This window comes from Dokdonia sinensis (assembly GCF_003688895.1).
GTDB lineage: Bacteria > Bacteroidota > Bacteroidia > Flavobacteriales > Flavobacteriaceae > Dokdonia > Dokdonia sinensis.
In genome coordinates, this window is the sequence record NZ_REFV01000001.1 from 226,341 (window position 1) to 245,538 (window position 19,198).

Consider the following 19,198-nt stretch of genomic DNA (forward strand, 5'->3'; position numbering starts at 1 on the left):
TGAATGAATGTTAAGGACTATTTAATTCCCCCACCTCTTCTAGAAGATCCACCAGATCTAGAACTTGAACGACTTCCACTAGAACGACTACTGCTTGAACTTCTGGCGCTTGAGCTTCTAGATGATGAAGAAGGTCTAGAGTAAGAAGGACGAGAAGATGAACTAGATCGAGCTGTGCTAGATCTTGAAGTACGAGTTGCAGGTCTTGCATTACCGCGCGAACGAGATGTAGAGGATCTTGCAGTGTTAGGACTAGATGGGCGTGCCCCACTAGCAGGTCTAGAATAACTAGGTCTTGATGTACGAGCACTGTTAGTCGATCTTCTAACGCTAGAGCGTGCATCACCTCTATTACCAGAAGATGGGCGCACTGTTCCTCTATCTCTAGAGTATACAGAACGGCTTCGGCTGCTTTCGCGCAAGCGAGCACGAGAAGCTGCTATAGCACTTGAAGCACTATTTCTTCTTCCTCTAGAATATGCTATACCGTTACCACCACGTCCAAATCCGTTATTAAAATGTTGATTACCGAACGGTCTGTTATAAAAAGGTCGGTTAAATCCGTAACAGAATGGATTCCAAGGTGCTCCAAATCCATATCCGAAACCACCGAAGCCCCACCCATTATAAAACGGGCCGAAAAAAGGGTCATAGTAACCCCATCCTCCACCAAAGCCACCCCAACCAAAACGGTTAAAGCCCCATTGATTAAAGCCAAAACCACCTCCCCAGAATCCTCCAGCGTAGCTAGGGTAAACGTTTACTACTATATCAGACACCTCTTCTCCCCAAGCGGCGTTACCTACGCGATACCCAGTACCCTCTGAGAAGTCATCATAGTACTCTTCATCTTGAAGATCACCCTCAGTAGATGTATAAGACTCAATATCAGTAAAAATAGCTCCCTCTTCTGGGATCTGACCGAGAGCGTCTGCTTTTTGTTCAAAATAGTTTTTATAAGCAACTCCTGTACTTGTTACACCAGAATTATCTGTAATTACGACCTCAGTTTCAGATGCAGGATTGCTATAAATACCATCTTCATCATAAACCGTCTGAGACGAACTACAAGAAATAAGCGCAATGGCTCCTAGAACCGCAATTGCAAGTGGTTTAATTGATCTATGTAAGGGAGAATAAAGTTCCATAACTATATTGGGTTTTATTGTTGCTTGTTGTAAAAATAAGTAGTTTTGTGCTGTAAAATTAACTCGATTAACACCTTAACATAGTCACAATATTTGTGCCAAAGTCACCAAATATGGGGAAGAACTTAACAACTAGAAGTGAAGATTATTCTAAATGGTACAATGAGCTTGTCGTAAAGGCCGACCTTGCAGAAAATTCTGCCGTGCGCGGATGTATGGTGATTAAACCTTATGGTTACGCCATTTGGGAAAAAATGCAGGCAGAGCTAGATCGTATGTTTAAGGAAACAGGACACGAGAATGCCTACTTCCCTCTATTTGTCCCCAAAAGCCTTTTTGAAGCAGAAGAAAAAAATGCTGAAGGATTTGCAAAAGAATGTGCTGTAGTAACGCATTATCGTCTACAAAACGACCCTGACAATCCAGGAAAACTCCGCGTAGACCCTGCAGCAAAACTTGAGGAGGAACTTGTTGTAAGACCTACGAGTGAAGCTATTATCTGGAATACATACAAGGGGTGGATACAATCCTATAGAGACCTACCACTTCTTATTAACCAATGGGCCAATGTTGTGCGATGGGAGATGAGAACCCGACTTTTTCTTAGAACAGCAGAGTTCCTTTGGCAAGAAGGGCATACCGCTCACGCCACAAAAGCCGAGGCACTTGAAGAAGCGCAACTTATGAATAGGGTCTATGCAGAATTTGCAGAAAATTTTCTCGCAATGCCTGTTATACAAGGAACCAAAACGGAAAGTGAACGATTTGCAGGAGCAGATGAGACTTACTGTATAGAAGCGCTTATGCAAGACGGCAAAGCTCTTCAAGCAGGAACTTCACACTTTTTAGGGCAGAACTTTGCAAAAGCGTTTGACGTTAAGTTTACAAACAATCAAGGGAAACAAGATTTTGTATGGGCAACCTCTTGGGGCGTATCCACACGTCTTATGGGAGCTCTTATTATGACTCACAGTGATGATAATGGCCTTGTCCTCCCACCAAATCTCGCACCTCATCAAGTTGTAATTGTCCCTATTTACAAAGGTCAGGAGCAGCTTGAAGCAATAAGCCAAGTAGCTAATGAAATTGTAAAAGATTTAAGAATGCGAGGTATATCTGTAAAATATGATAATAGAGATACACATAAGCCCGGTTGGAAATTTAATGAGTACGAACTTAAGGGTGTTCCTTTACGTATAGGTATAGGACCTAAAGATCTGGAAAAACGCACCGTAGAACTTGCTCGACGCGATACGCTTACAAAAGAATTTGTAGCAAAAGATGAAGTTGTAGATAGAGTTGCTTTACTTCTTCAGGAAATTCAAGAAGCACTTTACACAAAGGCAAAAAACTTTAGAGACTCTCACATCACTACCGTAAACACCTTTGATGAGTTTAAAGAGGTCCTAGAAAATAAAACAGGATTTATAAGTGCGCACTGGGACGGAACGTCAGAGACTGAAGATAAGATTAAGGAGCTTACTAAAGCCACCATACGCTGCATCCCCATGGATGCAGAACAAGAAGAAGGAACCTGCGTATATAGCGGGAAACCAAGCCCTCAGCGTGTGCTTTTTGCAAAGGCATATTAAGTTTTAAAAAAAACTTTGTTCAGGGTTTGCGCCATTTAAAAATAGTTGTATTTTTGCATCCGCAATTTGAGCAATTGTTCTAGGCCCGTTCGTCTATCGGCTAGGACGCATGGTTTTCATCCATGTAAGAGGGGTTCGATTCCCCTACGGGCTACTAAAATATTTCAGAAGAGGTATTTCTGATTTTTTAATTGTTCAAATGGCCCGTTCGTCTATCGGCTAGGACGCATGGTTTTCATCCATGTAAGAGGGGTTCGATTCCCCTACGGGCTACAACTTTATTTATAAGTAAAAATTAATAACGAGAAGATGGCAAATCACAAGTCAGCATTAAAGAGAATTAGAAATAGTGAGACAAAGCGTCTTAGAAACAAGTATCAGCATAAAACTACACGTAATGCTATAAAGAAGTTACGTGATGCAGATAAGAAAGAAGCAGAAGGATTGTTTCCTGCTGTTGTTTCTATGATCGATAAGCTTGCAAAGCGCAATATCATACATGATAATAAAGCTGCAAACTTAAAGTCTAAGCTAGCTAAGCACGTAGCTGCTCTTTAAGAGAATGTTTTAAAGATTTAAAAGGACTTCTACTCTAACGTAGAAGTTTTTTTGTTGGTTAAACTTTATGTTTTAGAGACTCCCTGCGTTCATCAGGGAGTTTTTTTATGCGCTTTCGCGAAAGCGACCTAAACATCTTGTACAAATAAAACTCATCTTATCATAAGACTACAAGATCTAAACAGCACACTGTAAACCACTACAGTGACGATATATCCCACACGCAAAGAATTCCAGCCAGAAGTTTACCCCTACTCACAAAAGTGTCTGAGTCAAAAGAAAATGCTCTCAGGAAATAAAAACGACCGAAAGTGCGATCTTAATTAACGCCTTGGCTTTTAGAAATTAGGCATCGCTGGTGGAGGAGTTTTAAGGGCTTTTGCAATATTAATTTTAGAAAAGCTCGTTTGTTTTTGCGGGCTTATTTTATGAGTTATATAACGTGTTGTGCCCAGTGTTTTATTTCTTTTTCTTTGTTTTCTTTTCGTTCAATAATGGTTCTGTATATTGATTGTACAAGTCAAATAAATATTCGATTCGAGCAGTTTCATTTGTAAAAGCTTGTGGTCTGTAACATAAATCAACAGCTTTGTCTAATGCCTGATGTGCTTTTATTAACTTTGGTGGCATTGATAAATGATGATATAAATCTGCTAAACTGCTATCAGGAAATTGTGCTCTAACGTCTAAAACTTTTTGTGCTTTTTCCTCAACTTTCTTCTTGTTCTTTTCGCTTACTTCTTTTGCCCAAGGATAATTATTATAAACTAAATCTTTTGAATATCTAAAATCACTTTTTAACCGACCACAAGTATATTTTACCCAAGTCATATGCATTTCACTCATTAACACACCAAAGTTGTAAAGTGTCCCATCTGGTACAATATGACAACTGTTACTTGCGATATTGTTTTTCGTGAAAAATCCCATTGGGATATATTTTCTATTTTCAGATGATGTGCTTGGAATTAAAATGTATGAATCGGGATTCTTTCTGTCTCTAAATAGAGTAGGTCTAATTGCGTGTTTTTGCGTAGAACTCGCAACACTTGCCAATCTAAACTCTTTTACAGCTTCAACACGCTCTAAAACTATTGGCATTTTCCTTAATTCATTTGGGTTAATATTCTCTAACCACAAACACCAACGGTTTTTATTGTTTAAAAACTCTCTTGCACTTATTAGCGGTAAAACATAAGGTTTTGCTTTTGGTTCTTTTAGCAAAAATTCTTCTTTTTCACTATCTTCAATAATCAAGTTGCCTCCATCTAAAGGCATATTACCAAATGACATTTTTGGAACAGTACAAATTGGTTGGCTTCTTCTTTCAATAATTAAATCCTCTGCATTTGCTAAATAAGGATTTATGTTTTTTACTGAAATTTCAGAAGGTTCCCCTTTAATGTCTAAATACGTAAATAACTTTTTGTCTTTTGTATCAAAATTTGCGTAACCAATTATTACACAATAAACTGCCGCTTTTCCTTTTGCTTCATTACTCCATTTAAAAGTGGTATGCGCAAAATGAATTTTAATACCTAGCTTATTTATCATTTCGCCCCAAAGTACACTTACTTGCTCTCCTTGAGTAACTGAATTTGTAGATACAAAAGCAGTTTTTATATTAGTGTCTTGTATGTATTGTGCTGCTTTGTAATACCAAGCAGAAACATAATCTAATATTTTACCATTTTTAACTCCATTGAAAATATTTGCCATATCTTCTCTTTGGATTTTGTCTAATAACTTAGAACCAATAAAAGGTGGATTTCCAATGATGTAAGAAAGTTCATTTTTAGAAACTATATCTTCCCAATTTGTTTGTAGAGAATTTGCGTGTACAATTTTTGCTGCCTTTTTTAATGGTAACCGTGCAAAGTATTGCCCAAATTCTTCTGAAACAAGCATATTCATTTGGTGGTCAATTAACCACATTGCTACTTCTGCTATTTTTGCTGCAAATTCGTCATATTCAATACCATAAAATTGGTCTACGTCTAACCAAAGAATAGAAGAAACGTCAAGAACTTGTTCGCCTTTTTTGAATAGTTCACGTAAAATGTCAATTTCTAACAGTCTTAGTTCTCTATAAGTAATGATTAAGAAATTTCCGCTACCACAAGCAGGGTCAAGAAATTTTAAAGTGGATAGTTTGTGATGAAACTCCTTTAGTTTTTTTGTACTTGATTTTACTTTTTCAAATTCTTCTCTTAACTCGTCAAGAAAAAGTGGTTTAATGAGTTTAAAGATGTTTTTTTCTGAAGTATAATGCGCGCCTAAATTTCTTCGTTCTTCTGGGTTCATAACACTTTGAAAAAGCGAACCAAAAATTGCTGGTGATATTTTTCCCCAATCTAAACCACACGCTTCTAATAAGATACTTCGCATTTTAGAATTGAAAGAGGCAATGGGCAGAAACTCTTCGAATAATTTACCATTTACATAGGGAAATTGATTTAAATGGTCGTCTAAGTTTTTAAGACGTTTTTCTTTTGGTGTATTTAATACTTGAAAAAACTGAGCCATTAGTGCTCCTACATCACTTCCATCTTCATTTGTTTTTTGGTCTAAAAACTCCTTAAAAATATCTTTCTCAAAAATACTTGTATCATCTGCAAAAAGTATGAAGAGTAAACGAACCAAATAAACTTCTAAATGATGACCTTCATAACCAAACTCTTCGAGTTGGTCGTGAAGTTTTCCCATTAATTCAGCTGCTTTTATATTTACAGGGTCTTCTTCTTTAAAAGTTCTTTTTTGATACCCTGCGATAAATCCAAAAAGCTTCACATTTTTATAAAGTTCGGAAACGTGAAATTCGTGTTCTGTCTTTTCGTCTAGGTCAAATAGTTTGATTTTATCAAAATCAGAAACTAAAATGTATTTTGGCAATTCGTGTTCTTTTAGTCCAGGGAAATAATCTGTTGCTTGCTCAAAAGCTTTGTCTAAACTTCTTCCTTTTGATTTATGTTCAACAAGTAAAGTTCCTTTCCAAAATAGGTCGATAAAGCCTTGATTTCCACTTAATTTTTTGACAGGTTCTTCAAATGTAGCAACTCGCCTGCGTGATATTCCAAAAACGTTGAAAAAGTCATTCCAAAAACTATCTTTTTCTGCTCTTTCCTTTGTTTCGTTCGCCCATTCATTTGAGAATTTTAATGCTCTATCTTTTATTTCATTCCAGCTTAATGCCATTCAGTTATTTTCTTTTTTTAGTTCGTTTTTTTCTCGATTTTGGTTTTTTCCGACATTGGGCACAACTCGTTATATGATAACTTTTATCGTCGATATATCCTAAAATTCTCAGGATAACGATGGATTATGATCGTCGATATCCCGTAAAGATAAATCATTTACCGAAAGGTTCAGAAAAGTTCATTTCCAGCTGCTATTTATATATTTGGCATAAAAACAACCATAAACCATGAAGACCTCGCAAGCCATTGCTATACAACTTAAAACTATTTATAACGGCGGCAATATGACTGGCGTTGCAATGAAGGAAGTGTTAGACGATATTACTTGGCAAGAAGCTACTCACTCACTGTATGACTGCAATACTATCGGGACGCTTTTATATCACACTCAATACTATATCAGAATTATAAGTCAAGTATTAAAAGGCGGACCTTTAGAAGGAAATGACGCGCTTAGTTTTGACCATCCTCCTATTGCTTCGGCAGCAGAATGGGCTGTGCTTAAGAAAACTGTATTTCGTGAAATAGAAGAAATGGCAATTCTAATCCAACAACTTCCTGAAAAAAGACTCTGGGAAGATTTTGCTGGAGGAAAATATGGGAATTACTATCGCAACCTCCACGGCGTTTTAGAGCACACGACGTATCATTTAGGACAAATGGCATTACTTAAAAAAATAATAAGACAACAATAACTCAGGTATTAGTCCCACCACATAATCCTTAAAATCCCCCGAAATATTAGGAATGCAGCGGGACACTAAAAACCTTAAAATCACAATTGCCGCTTCTACTTTGTCCGTATCTCATTATTATCACAAAACTACTTTTCTTCATTCATATAAATTGTTTAAAGAGAAACACAAGGACTACTCGTGCACTACTCACTTACTACGCAAAATATTAACTCGCTCATATACAGTGTTTTAAAAATACTAGTTGCTACCAGCTGAACGCGTACTATCCCAAGAAACTTTTACTTTTACAAAAAACACATAATGCTAAGAAAAATCTTTTCCGTCATTTTAATTGTTTTTAGTCTCACTAGCTACGCACAAGACGACGAAGATTGGGTTGTGCGCATTTTAGATTCGGTTGAGAACTATTATATCCAAACGGATATTGCGCAATCACAAAAATTACTTTCCAGCACAGGTCTTGACACCGTCCAAGAAGACCGTATAGACGTTGCTCGATATTACAAGCTACTCGCCTACTCCCATTCTAATGTTGAAGGAAAAACGGAGGATTTTTATAGCAATATGAATAAAGCAATTAGGATAGCCAGTATTCTTGAAGATAATGACTTATTAGGAGAGCTATATTATAATCTTGCTTTAGGACAAAAAGAGCTGGGGTTACTAGATCTTGCCAAAGATAATATCGCAAAGGCAACGCAGTATTTTAAAAAATCTACAGACCCTACAGGTGTTCTCCATATGCTTTCTTTTAAAGCAGAGCTTTTGTACGAAGAAGCATTATATCAAGAAAGCATCAATCTTCTTCTTGAAAACAAGGAACAACTCATAAAGAACGAAGATTCCTATCTGGAAATCAATATGAATGTCTTTTTATCAGAAAATCACTTAGAATTAAACAATATAGATTCTGCCCTCTACTATTATGAAGAAGTAAAGCGTGTGGACCTTTCACAAAAAAGTCCAGATGAGGTCGCTTATTACGGAGATTTAAAAGCATACTACACTACGCTATTGAGCTATGATATTGCTGGAGTACTATCAGAGAGAGAAGTGCTTACTAACGAAAGCTTCATTGTAAGCATTTTGAACGAACCAAAACCGGATGATATTAGACTACAAGAAAATTATTACAATATCGCTTCAAAATATTATTTAAAAAAGGGTAACAAAGAACTTCACGCGCTGTACAATGATTCACTTATAACTTTTGTGAAAGAAAATGCAGTACAGGGCTCCAAATTTATGGAAGAGAGTAATAAATTAGTTTTAGATTATGATGACACATTAAAACGAGAATCTTCTCTAAAAAATCGTTTACTCATTTTATTGGCATTTTTAATAGCCGGGATATCTTTAACCATTTTTCTACTTAAAAGAAAAAATAAAAAAAATAAAGCTTTACAGAAAACGTATAAAAGTAAAGTAGCCTCTTTATCAGAATTAGAAAAGAATAACGAAAGACTCAAGGCTAATATGCTCGGTTTAAAAAAATATATTGCGCAACTTAAAAAAGAAACTCAAAACCTATCCAATATCTCAAATATTCAAGAACAGAATGAAAAGATTAAAGAGCTTCACAATAATGTAAAATTGAGTGAACACAACCTCTTTGGTAATGATAAGAACCATTTAGAAATCATAAATGAACTTAACGCTCCATTTTTCTCAAGACTTAGCAATGAGTTTCCAGACTTGAACGATAAGGACAAACTTATATGCTATTTTGTAAGTATGGGTTTTAAGAATACAGACATAGCCACATTTATGAATGCTTCTGTCAGATCTATAGAAAGTCAACGATACAGGATTTCTAAAAAGATGGAAATTATTAAACAAACTAATTTAAAAAGTTTCCTTACTGATTATAGAAGCACAATTAGCGGTTAAAAAAAGGACTTGTACTATTCGTGACTCTTAAGGATGAATAAAAGTGATTGTCATACTACTAAAATTCTTGCCTTATAATTCCTATCTATCTCAAAAGTCTTACAAAAAAAGCCCTATGACCAAAAGTCATAGGGCTTACAGGATAATAATTAAGGGTGATATTCTTACTTCTTTACAATACGTTTAACTGTTGCCTTATCTGAAGTTTCAATTTTAGCAAAATAAATTCCACTTGCGTAGCTTGCAATATTTATTTGATTTCTTGAGTTCTTAGCGTCCATACGAACAGTCTCAATAATGCGTCCATTTACGTCAAATATCGTAAGAGTTTCTAGTTCAATATTTGATTTGTTATCTATTGTAAATAGGTTCTCTACAGGATTGGGATAAATAGATATTGAGTTACTAAACGCAAAATCTGTAGCACTTAAAGTAGCATCCACAGTAAGTGCAAAAGAGCATTCAGCAGTATTTCCAGCTTCGTCTGTTGCGGTAATGATTACATCTGTTACGCTTCCGTTAGCCACAGTTTCACCAGCTTCTGGAGATTGTACAAAAGTTAAGGCATCATCTGAGGAACAGTTGTCAGATGCAAGAGCACTCCAGTCAGGAATAGTATAAACCTCTGCTCCTTCGTCTGCACTAACAGCAAAGTCGCCTGGACAATCTATAATAGGAAAAGCGGTGTCGGTGATAACTACCTCAAAAATATATTCAGTAACATTTCCTAATCCATCTGTAGCCGTAATTGTAATTGGGTTAACCCCTACTGGAAATGAAGATCCACTAGGGAGACCTGCTGTCTGTTCAATAGTGATTGCACTATTATCACTACAATTATCTGTTGCAGTAGGAATCTCAAAAGATACGATCGCAGTACAGTCTGCAGTAGTTCCAGTACCTGTAAAAATATCTGGAGACTCAGAAATTACTGGGCCTAACTCGTCTACAACAGTAACTACCGCAGTAGCAGTATCAGAATTGCCTTCTACATCTGTAACTGTAAGAACCACATTATTATCTCCCAAGTTTGTACAGTCAAAAGAGTCTACATCGAGCTCAATAGTATCAATACCAGAACCTCCCGCGTTATCCATAGATCCATTATCTATATCTGATGGAAGAATGGTCACATTGCCAGTTTCATCTAATTGTGCTGTAAAATCCTGGGTTATGACAGTTGGCGGCACCATATCTCCTAAAGACATAACTGTAAAGCTACCAGCAATTAGACCAGTTCTAGTAGTCCCAAATCCTCCTACCTTAAAATAATAGGTCGATACACCGTCAGTTTCAAACCGTACGGATGCTTGCAACCCACCACATACAGGTCCAGAATCGTCATTATCTCCTTCACAAACAAGTGCTCCACAACTACCTGTATAATAATTAATATAGGTGTCAAAATCACTATCACAAGTATCAAAAGAAACCTCAACAGGCGTTCCTCCATCATTAAAAGAATACCAAATGTCTAAATTATTTCTAAAACAAGTATCAACAGCTGGATCATACGTGGCACCTCCACTATCTAAACTAAAAGTAAAGCCATCAGTCATTGCGATAGCATTTACACAATCATCATTTGCAGGGGGTAATGGAAATGTAAATTCTTGCAAACAAAATGCGACATCAGAAGTTGATCCAGAAAAATCATAAATCTGAATGATTAAATCATCTCCTATATCCCAACCGCCTAGCTCTCCCGCTGCAAAAGTTTGAGTACAATCTAATTCATTACCCGCTATTGCATCTGCACAGCTTTCGTATATTGCTATACCAGGGTTTCCTGGGGATAGTGACTGAAAGAACAAGCCATCAGTTGTAGCCGTCCAAGTAAAAAATTGATCTAACCCAGAAGCAGAACAAGATGCGTTCTGAACACCACTATCTGTAGTTCCGTCCGTACTAAAAGGTAAGGTTACAGTTGTACAGGCCCCACCTTCAGGGCTTGGCGTAATAGGTATAGCGCCCGCACACACGTCATTTGCAGGTGCTTGAGCATATGCAACAAAACCCATTAAAAGGATTAAGCATAAAGTCGTAATTTTTCTCATAATTTTATTTTTTGAGGTTTTAAATTTGGGGCGAAAATAATTCGAAATATCACGACAGAGAAACGTTCAATAGGGCTGCGTACCCAATGTGTAGGACTTGCGTAGTCATTGCGTAGTTAAAGTTTGATCATCTGGGTTAGTCATAAGTGATCAGCCTATTTTGGATAAAGTCTTTTGATGGATAATGGAAATTTCAATGTAGTAAATGGTGGTTTTAAAACAGGTAGTATGGATTTAATTCGTCTCAGCTATAAATGGACTATTTATACTTACGCTTTCGCGAAAGCGTAACTCATAAAAACTCATCCATTAACAAAACCTTAATCATATTTACCCCTTTCAATCGTTACGTTTGCAACACTATGATGACTAACCTTAGTATCATAACAATAATCAAAACAAAAACTATGAGAAAACTGACTACGCTATGCGTGTGCCTCTTGCTTACTTGCAATCTTGCATTTGCTCAGAATAAGGGGGATTTACAAACTGGAAATGCCATTCCTACTGGCGAGATTCCTGTAGATCCTAATGTAAAAGTGGGCAAACTAGCAAATGGCCTCACGTATTACATTCAAAACAACGGCAAGCCAGAAGACAAAGTAGAGCTACGTCTCGCCGTAAATGCAGGTTCCATTATGGAAACCGATAGACAGCAAGGCCTTGCCCACTTTATGGAGCATATGAACTTTAACGGGACAAAAAACTTTGAAAAAAATGATCTTGTAGATTATTTACAGAGTATAGGAGTAAAGTTTGGGGCAGATTTAAATGCCTACACAAGTTTTGACGAGACCGTATATATCCTTCCTATCCCGAGTGACGATCCTGAGAAACTGGAAAAAGGTTTCCAAATCATCGAAGACTGGGCACATAACACCACCTTATCTGAAGAAGCGATAGATGGTGAGCGCGGCGTTGTTCTTGAGGAACTTCGTTTACGTCTGGGAGCAGACGAGCGTATGCAACGCGTGACACTTCCTAAAATAATGTACGGGTCTAGATATGCAGATCGTCTTCCTATCGGGACAAAGGAAAACCTAGAAAATTTCTCGTATGACGATGTACGTGATTATTATAACACTTGGTACCGCCCAGATCTTATGGCCGTTGTTGCCGTAGGAGATCTAGACGTTGCTACAATGGAGCAAAAGATAAAAGACCACTTCAGTAAAATTCCTGCTGCAGAAAATCCGGTAAAACGTGAGTCTTACCAATTACCTAACCACGATGAGACACTCGTAGCTATCGCTTCAGATAAGGAAGCGGCTTTTTCTCGAGTAAATGTAATGTATAAAGACCGTAGAAATGCAGAGCCTGTAAAAACAATAGAAGATTATCGAGAGAGCCTAGTGCGCAACCTCTTCTCTACCCTAATCAATAACCGTCTGGGCGAATTGAGAAATAGCGCAAATCCACCATTTGTATTTGGATTTTCTTTTTACGGAGGAACGTTTGCTAGAACAAAGAACGCCTACCAGTCTATCGCACAAACCAGCGCCGATGGTCAACTGGAAGGTCTAAGAGCAATCTTGACAGAAAATGAGCGTGTAAAACGTTACGGTTTCCAGCAAGGAGAATTAGACCGTGCTAAGAAAAGTCTTTTAGCACAGCTTGAGAAGCAATATAATGACCGAGATAAGATAGAAAGTGGTCGTCTTGTAGGACAATATATAAACAATTACCTAGACGAGGAGCCTATCCCTGGTATCGAGTGGGAATATGAGACTACTAAGAAACTTCTCAATGGAATCACTATTGGGGAAGTGAGCGAACTCATCAATGCTTTCATACACGACGATAACCGAGTAATTACACTTACTGGACCAGAAAAAGAAGGGCTCATACAAGTGACCGAAACAGACGTTCTTAAACTCATTAAAGAAGTCGAAAATGCAGATATCCAACCGTATGAGGACGAGGCAGTACGTACCTCGCTCATAGAAAAAGTACCTGCACCAGGAACGATCGTCTCTACAAAAGAAAACAAGGTACTTGGCACGAAGACAATGACGTTGAGTAATGGAGCTACAGTAACCATAAAAAAGACAGATTTTAAAAATGACGAAGTATTGTTCCAAGCCTACAGTCCAGGTGGATTGAGCTTATATTCTGACGAAGAATTACTTGCTACCGCATTTGCAAACGGTGGTCTTGCTCAAGCTGGAATAGCTGGCCTGTCACTTACGGATATGGGTAAATTTATGAGCGGTAAAATTGCAAATGTGCAACCGTCTATTCAAGGATTTAGTGAGAACTTTAGAGGGAGCGCTGCCCCTAAAGATTTAGAAACGTTGTTCCAAATGGTGCACTTATACTTTACAGACCTAAACAAGGACGATGAAGCATTTAATTCATTCATTTCTAAGCAAAAGAGTTTCTTAGGAAATCTTATGGCAAATCCTAATTTCTATTTCCAAGACCAGACGCAAAGAGAGCGCAATCAAGGAAATCCAAGGTTCACAGGATTCCCAACTCCAGAGAAGATGGATGAGGCAGATTATGACCTTGCATACAAGAAATACCAAGAACGCTTTGCAGATGCTGGCGACTTCCATTTCTATCTCGTAGGAAATGTGGATGAGGAGCAGGTGGCCGCTTTCGCGAAAGCGTATATCGCCTCACTTCCTGGAAAGGACAGCAATGAGCAGTTTGTGCCTACAAAATTCCGTGAGAAGGATGAGTACCAGAAATTTGTGGTAAATAAAGGAAAAGATCCTAAGAGTTTAGTAAACATCACTTGGGAAGAAGAAATCCCATACGATGCAAAAACCGAAATGGCACTTAATGCTCTAGGCGAAGTACTCACTATAAAGCTTGTTGAAAAATTACGTGAAGAAGAAGGTGGCGTATACGGCGTAGGTGCTCGTGGAACTTTAAGTAAGATTTCCTATTCTAATGTTACCTTTTCGATCTCTTTCCCTTGTGGTCCTGAAAATGTAGATAAACTTGTTGCTGCTGCATTAGGCGAAGTAGAGAAGATTAAAAAAGACGGAGTCTCTGCCGAAGATCTTGCTAAGGTAAAAGAGACATACCTTGTTGCTCGCAAAGAGGATATAAAAACAAATAACTTCTGGATTAACAGCCTGCTCAGAGCAGATCAAGAAGACATAAATCCTAACGAGATGATGAACTACGAGAAGGAAGTAAATGCACTAACCGCAAAAGAAATCCAGAAAGTCGCTCAAAAGTATCTTGACGAGAACTATTTCCTTGCAATATTAATGCCTGAAGAAGAGTAAACTCAGATTTGGATAACATTTATAATGAGGCTGGTCAAAAACAAATTTTGACCAGCCTCTTTTTTGTTTATGCTTTTTGTAGACCCATTATATATTGTATTTTTACTTCCCAAATTCTCCTAACACAACTATGGGTAAAATAATTGCAATAGCAAACCAAAAAGGTGGTGTGGGTAAAACCACAACCTCTGTAAATCTAGCAGCATCACTAGGCGTTCTTGAAAAAAAAGTACTCTTAATTGATGCAGATCCGCAGGCCAATGCCACATCTGGGCTAGGTATAGATGTAGACGGTGTGGAGATAGGCACTTACCAGCTACTGGAGCACACAAATACTGCCGAAGATGCGATTGTAACGACAACCTCGCCTAACCTTGATATCATTCCCGCTCATATAGATCTTGTTGCTATAGAGATAGAACTTGTAGATAAAGAAAGTCGGGAATATATGATGAAAAAAGCAATCGGTCACTTACGTGATAAATACGATTATATACTCATAGACTGTGCTCCTTCTTTAGGGTTACTAACATTAAATGCTCTTACTGCCGCAGATTCGGTAATTATTCCGATACAATGCGAGTATTTTGCACTTGAAGGTTTGGGAAAACTACTTAACACCATAAAGAGTGTACAGAAAATTCACAACACCGCATTAGATATTGAGGGGCTGCTCCTTACAATGTTTGACTCACGCTTGCGTTTATCTAACCAAGTGGTAGATGAAGTGCAAAAACACTTTAGTGAGATGGTTTTTGAAACCATTATCCAGCGCAATGTGCGCTTAAGTGAGGCACCTAGTTACGGCGAGAGCATCATAAACTATGACGCAGGAAGCAAAGGAGCCTCTAATTATTTGAGTCTTGCAGAAGAGCTCATAAAAAAAAACAGCTAGTAGTTTATGGCTAAAGCAACAAAAAAACAAGCATTAGGACGTGGTCTCTCAGCATTACTCAAAGACCCGAACAACGATATCCAGAACGCAACAGACAAGAATGCAGATAAAGTCGTGGGTAATATCGTTGAGCTTGACCTTGATAACATCGATGTAAACCCGTTCCAACCGCGTACGAGCTTTAATGAGGAAACTCTAAGAGAACTAGCCTCTTCCATACGTGAGTTAGGTGTTATACAGCCTATAACGGTTCGTAAGATGGCCTTTGATAAGTACCAACTTGTTTCTGGAGAACGCAGATTTAGAGCGAGTAAACTCGTAGGGAATACGACAATACCAGCTTATATACGTATTGCAAACGATCAGGAGAGTCTGGAAATGGCGCTCGTGGAAAACATACAGCGTCAGGATCTTGACCCTATTGAGATTGCGCTTTCGTACCAGCGATTAATAGATGAAATTAATCTTACTCAGGAAGAAATGAGTGAGCGCGTGGGTAAAAATCGTTCTACCATTGCAAACTATTTGCGACTGCTTAAGCTTGATCCCATTGTACAAACAGGAATGCGCGATGGCTTCCTATCTATGGGGCACGGACGCGCCCTTATCAATATAAATGATAATGGCGACCAACTCGATATTTATGAGAAGATAATTGCAGATAAGCTATCAGTACGTCAGACGGAAGCTTTAGTTAAGAATTATCACAACACGACTGAGATAGCCACACCGGCCCAAGACGAAACCCCTAAGTTTATTAAAAAAGGCGTCAAAGATTTTGCCGAGTATTTCGGCGCAAAAGTTGATGTCAAGGTTGCAAAAAATGGCCGTGGTAAGATTACTATTCCTTTCTCTTCAGAAGAAGATTTTAATCGCATCAAGAAACTCATCAATAGTGCAAAATAAGAAGCACATACTGGTCGCGGTGTTCATCTTTCTTATCGCTTTTTTATCCAGCGGTACGCAGGACGCGCAAGCGCAAGTAGAAGAACCCGAAGACACAATCATAGAAACAAAAACCGTAGTTAAACCCATAGGCAATGATTACGATCCATTACGACCTGCAAAGGCTGCATTTTATGGAGCCGTATTGCCAGGACTGGGACAAGCTTACAACAAGGACTATTGGAAACTCCCGATTGTATATGGCGCAATGGGCACTGGCGTCTACTTTGCCGTAGAGAACAATAATGAATTTCAGCGCTACAGAACGGCCTTTAAAGAACGTCTCGCAGGGCGTGTTGATGAGTTTACTATTATAGATCCAGAAACTGGAGAACTTAGAGAGGTCTTTACGGATGATGCGCTCATAGATGCGCAAGATTTTTTTAGACGTCGCAAGGAGCTATCTATTCTAATTACAGCGGGACTCTATGTACTCCAAATAATAGAAGCAAATGTAGATGCCCACCTCTCACAATATGATGTAAGCGATGACATCACATTTGCACCAGATATGCAGCCGGACGATCTGGGGATGGCAATGAGCTATGGCTTTAAACTCACTTATCAATTAGACTAATGAGGATTGCACTACTGGGATACGGGAAGATGGGAAAGGCAATTGAAGAAATCGCAATTGCAAAGGGACATCAGATAGTCTTAAAAGTAAGTCGTGAGACAAACTATGATTTAAGCACTATTGATGTCGCCATAGACTTTAGCATACCAGAAATGGCGGTGACACATCTGACTAATTGTTTAGAAGCTGGCGTTCCCGTAGTATCTGGAACTACTGGTTGGCTTAAAGATTACGATAAAATCACGACCCTTTGTGATACCAAAAAGGGGGCTTTTCTATATGCTTCTAATTTTAGCGTAGGGGTAAATATTTTCTTTGAGCTCAATAAAAGACTCGCCGAGCTTATGGCGCCACTTTCCGAGTACAACGTTAGCCTTGAAGAAATACACCATACCCAGAAACTAGATGCGCCCAGTGGTACTGCCATCACACTAGCCGAGGGCATTATTTCCAATACGACTAATGAAAAATGGGAGTTGATGGAAAAGGAAAGTGATAACGCTTTCGCGAAAGCGGAAGAAAAAACGATTCCCATATCCTCTAAGAGAACAGGCCAAGTACCAGGCACACACATCATAGATTATAAAAGCCCCATCGACACCATTACCATCAAACACGAAGCACACTCGAGAGCGGGATTTGCCCAAGGAGCACTGCTCGCCGCCGAATGGCTTGTTGGTAAAAAAGGCGTATTTTCGATGCGCGATGTATTAAATATATCTTAAAGCCGTAACACGTAGTACGATTTTAAAACTAACAATAGCTAAAGACGACAGATAATGACCGCAACGCAATGGCTACTTTTTATAGCAGCAATACAAGTAATACATTTTTTAGGTACGTGGAAACTCTATGTACGTGCAGGTAGAAAAGCTTGGGAGGCTGCAGTTCCCGTGTATAACGCCGTAGTCCTAATGAAAATCATTAATAGACCGTGGTGGTGGACAATCCTACTTTTTATTCCTATTGTAAACCTGATGATGTTTCCTATCGTTTGGGTAGAGACAGCACGGAGTTTTGGATTCAATACCTACAAAGACACCTTTCTGACCGTCATCACTTGTGGACTGTATCTTTTCTACATAAACTATGCGACAGATGCTCCATATATCGAGAACCGAGAATTAATGCCTAAAAGCGCAAATGGAGAATGGACAAGCTCTATTCTTTTTGCCATCATCGCTGCCACGGTTGTGCATACTTATTTTATGCAACCGTTTACAATTCCTACTTCGTCACTAGAAAAGACGTTGCTCGTAGGAGACTATTTATTCGTAAGTAAATTTCATTACGGAGCACGTACGCCTATTACGACCGTAGCAACCCCTATGTTGCACGACACGATTCCGTTTACAAAACAAAAGTCTTATTTATCCTGGCCACAGCTCCCTTATTTTCGATTACCTGGCTTTCAAAGTATCAAGCGTAATGACATTGTAGTTTTTAGTTGGCCCATAGATACTATGGAAGTTATAACACCTGGTTTTGAACGTGGTAATGTAAGAAAGCCTATTGACAAAAAATCGAACTATGTAAAACGTTGTGTAGGTCTTCCCGGAGATTCGCTTGAAGTACGTGATGGTTATGTATATATTAATGGCGAGCGCAATGAGTTACCAGATAGAGCCAGGCTTCAGTTTAGTTATATAGTAACTTCAAGTAAACCGATGGTTCTTAATGTGCAGAGTGCTTACGGGGCGTTTACTACAGTTGATCCATTTTACAACGAGCAATACGATATTACCGATATCCAATATGATCCTAGAATATCATCGCAGGGAAATTACGTAAATTATGTTCAGCTTACAGATGAAAACAAGGAGAAATTAAATAATAATCCCTCCACCATTAATATTGAAAAGAATAAAAGAAATTCCAATAGAGGATCATCGAGATTGTTCCCTTGGGGTGGCGACCACCAGTGGTCTATAGACGAATACGGCCCGATATATATTCCTAAAAAAGGAGAAACAACGGTTATCAATCAAGAAACAATCCCCTATTACAAACGCCTCATCGAAGTTTACGAAGGTTCAGAATTAGGAATCGATAACAAGATTACTCAAAACAACGGGCAAATTTTACTCAACGGAAATCCGTTAACGGAATACACGTTCAAGCTTGACCACTACTGGATGATGGGAGATAACCGTCACAACTCACAGGACGCACGTTCTTGGGGTTATGTTCCGTATACACACGTTATGGGTAAACCTGTTATGGTGTGGTTAAGCCTAGACCAGAATAAGAGTTTTCCAAACAACATACGCTGGGACAGAATGTTTACAACGGTGGGTGGTAACGGACCTCTTGTGAGCTATCTCTGGGTGGTTGGATTGTTGATCTTTGCTTACATCGCTTGGAGTTTTTTTAAATCGAGAAGAAATAAAAAGGCTTAA

13 protein-coding genes and 2 tRNA genes are annotated in these 19,198 nt (G+C 38.4%); 12 read left to right on the forward strand and 3 right to left on the reverse strand.

Going from position 1 to position 19,198, the window contains the following annotated elements:
- Positions 1-17: 17 nt before the first annotated feature.
- Positions 18-1,148, reverse strand: a complete 1,131-nt coding sequence (locus tag EAX61_RS00895; protein ID WP_121915767.1) for a hypothetical protein — start codon at positions 1,146-1,148, stop codon at positions 18-20.
- A gap of 113 nt (positions 1,149-1,261) precedes the next feature.
- On the opposite strand from EAX61_RS00895, the gene proS reads away from it, so the two are divergent.
- The 4 genes from proS to rpsT all read left to right on the forward strand — a co-directional run bounded on the left by proS (position 1,262) and on the right by rpsT (position 3,298).
- A complete protein-coding gene (proS, locus tag EAX61_RS00900; RefSeq protein WP_121915768.1) occupies positions 1,262-2,740 on the forward strand; it encodes a proline--tRNA ligase in 1,479 nt (492 codons plus the stop codon).
- Positions 2,741-2,822: 82 nt separating this feature from the next.
- Positions 2,823-2,894 (forward strand) — tRNA-Glu (locus EAX61_RS00905).
- Between the two features lie 47 nt (positions 2,895-2,941).
- A tRNA-Glu gene (locus EAX61_RS00910) sits at positions 2,942-3,013 on the forward strand.
- A 36-nt stretch (positions 3,014-3,049) separates the two neighbouring features.
- A complete protein-coding gene (gene rpsT, locus EAX61_RS00915) occupies positions 3,050-3,298 on the forward strand; it encodes a 30S ribosomal protein S20 (protein WP_121915769.1) in 249 nt (82 codons plus the stop codon).
- A 459-nt stretch (positions 3,299-3,757) separates the two neighbouring features.
- On the opposite strand, the gene EAX61_RS00920 is transcribed toward rpsT, so the two are convergent.
- Complete coding sequence (locus EAX61_RS00920) at positions 3,758-6,493, reverse strand: class I SAM-dependent DNA methyltransferase (protein ID WP_121915770.1); 2,736 nt, start codon at positions 6,491-6,493, stop codon at positions 3,758-3,760.
- A 229-nt stretch (positions 6,494-6,722) separates the two neighbouring features.
- Here EAX61_RS00920 and EAX61_RS00925 point away from each other — a divergent pair, with 229 nt between their 5' ends.
- Together EAX61_RS00925 and EAX61_RS00930 are read left to right on the forward strand one after the other, a co-directional pair.
- Positions 6,723-7,190 (forward strand): DUF1572 domain-containing protein, encoded by a 468-nt coding sequence (locus EAX61_RS00925; protein ID WP_121915771.1) that lies wholly within the window; start codon positions 6,723-6,725, stop codon positions 7,188-7,190.
- A gap of 303 nt (positions 7,191-7,493) precedes the next feature.
- Complete coding sequence (locus EAX61_RS00930; RefSeq protein ID WP_121915772.1) at positions 7,494-9,083, forward strand: helix-turn-helix transcriptional regulator; 1,590 nt, start codon at positions 7,494-7,496, stop codon at positions 9,081-9,083.
- A gap of 164 nt (positions 9,084-9,247) precedes the next feature.
- Here EAX61_RS00930 and EAX61_RS00935 read toward each other — a convergent pair whose 3' ends face one another.
- A complete protein-coding gene (locus tag EAX61_RS00935) occupies positions 9,248-11,140 on the reverse strand; it encodes a T9SS type A sorting domain-containing protein (protein WP_121915773.1) in 1,893 nt (630 codons plus the stop codon).
- A gap of 407 nt (positions 11,141-11,547) precedes the next feature.
- Between EAX61_RS00935 and EAX61_RS00940 the strand changes: the two genes are divergently transcribed.
- The 6 genes from EAX61_RS00940 (at position 11,548) to lepB (ending at position 19,198) form a co-directional block, all read left to right on the forward strand.
- Positions 11,548-14,382: a M16 family metallopeptidase gene (locus EAX61_RS00940; RefSeq protein ID WP_121915774.1), complete on the forward strand. Its 2,835-nt coding sequence runs from the start codon at positions 11,548-11,550 to the stop codon at positions 14,380-14,382.
- 130 nt (positions 14,383-14,512) lie between these two features.
- Positions 14,513-15,277: a ParA family protein gene (locus tag EAX61_RS00945; protein ID WP_121915775.1), complete on the forward strand. Its 765-nt coding sequence runs from the start codon at positions 14,513-14,515 to the stop codon at positions 15,275-15,277.
- A 6-nt stretch (positions 15,278-15,283) separates the two neighbouring features.
- Complete coding sequence (locus tag EAX61_RS00950) at positions 15,284-16,183, forward strand: ParB/RepB/Spo0J family partition protein (RefSeq protein WP_121915776.1); 900 nt, start codon at positions 15,284-15,286, stop codon at positions 16,181-16,183.
- Positions 16,173-16,799 carry a DUF5683 domain-containing protein gene (locus tag EAX61_RS00955; protein ID WP_121915777.1) on the forward strand — a complete coding sequence of 209 codons (627 nt, stop codon included), beginning with the start codon at positions 16,173-16,175 and terminating at the stop codon, positions 16,797-16,799. The genes EAX61_RS00950 and EAX61_RS00955 overlap by 11 nt, the downstream gene beginning before the upstream one ends.
- Complete coding sequence (gene dapB, locus EAX61_RS00960) at positions 16,799-17,524, forward strand: 4-hydroxy-tetrahydrodipicolinate reductase (RefSeq protein ID WP_121915778.1); 726 nt, start codon at positions 16,799-16,801, stop codon at positions 17,522-17,524. The genes EAX61_RS00955 and dapB overlap by 1 nt, the downstream gene beginning before the upstream one ends.
- 54 nt (positions 17,525-17,578) lie before the next feature.
- On the forward strand, positions 17,579-19,198 hold the full coding sequence (gene lepB, locus EAX61_RS00965; RefSeq protein ID WP_121915779.1) for a signal peptidase I: 1,620 nt from the start codon (positions 17,579-17,581) through the stop codon (positions 19,196-19,198).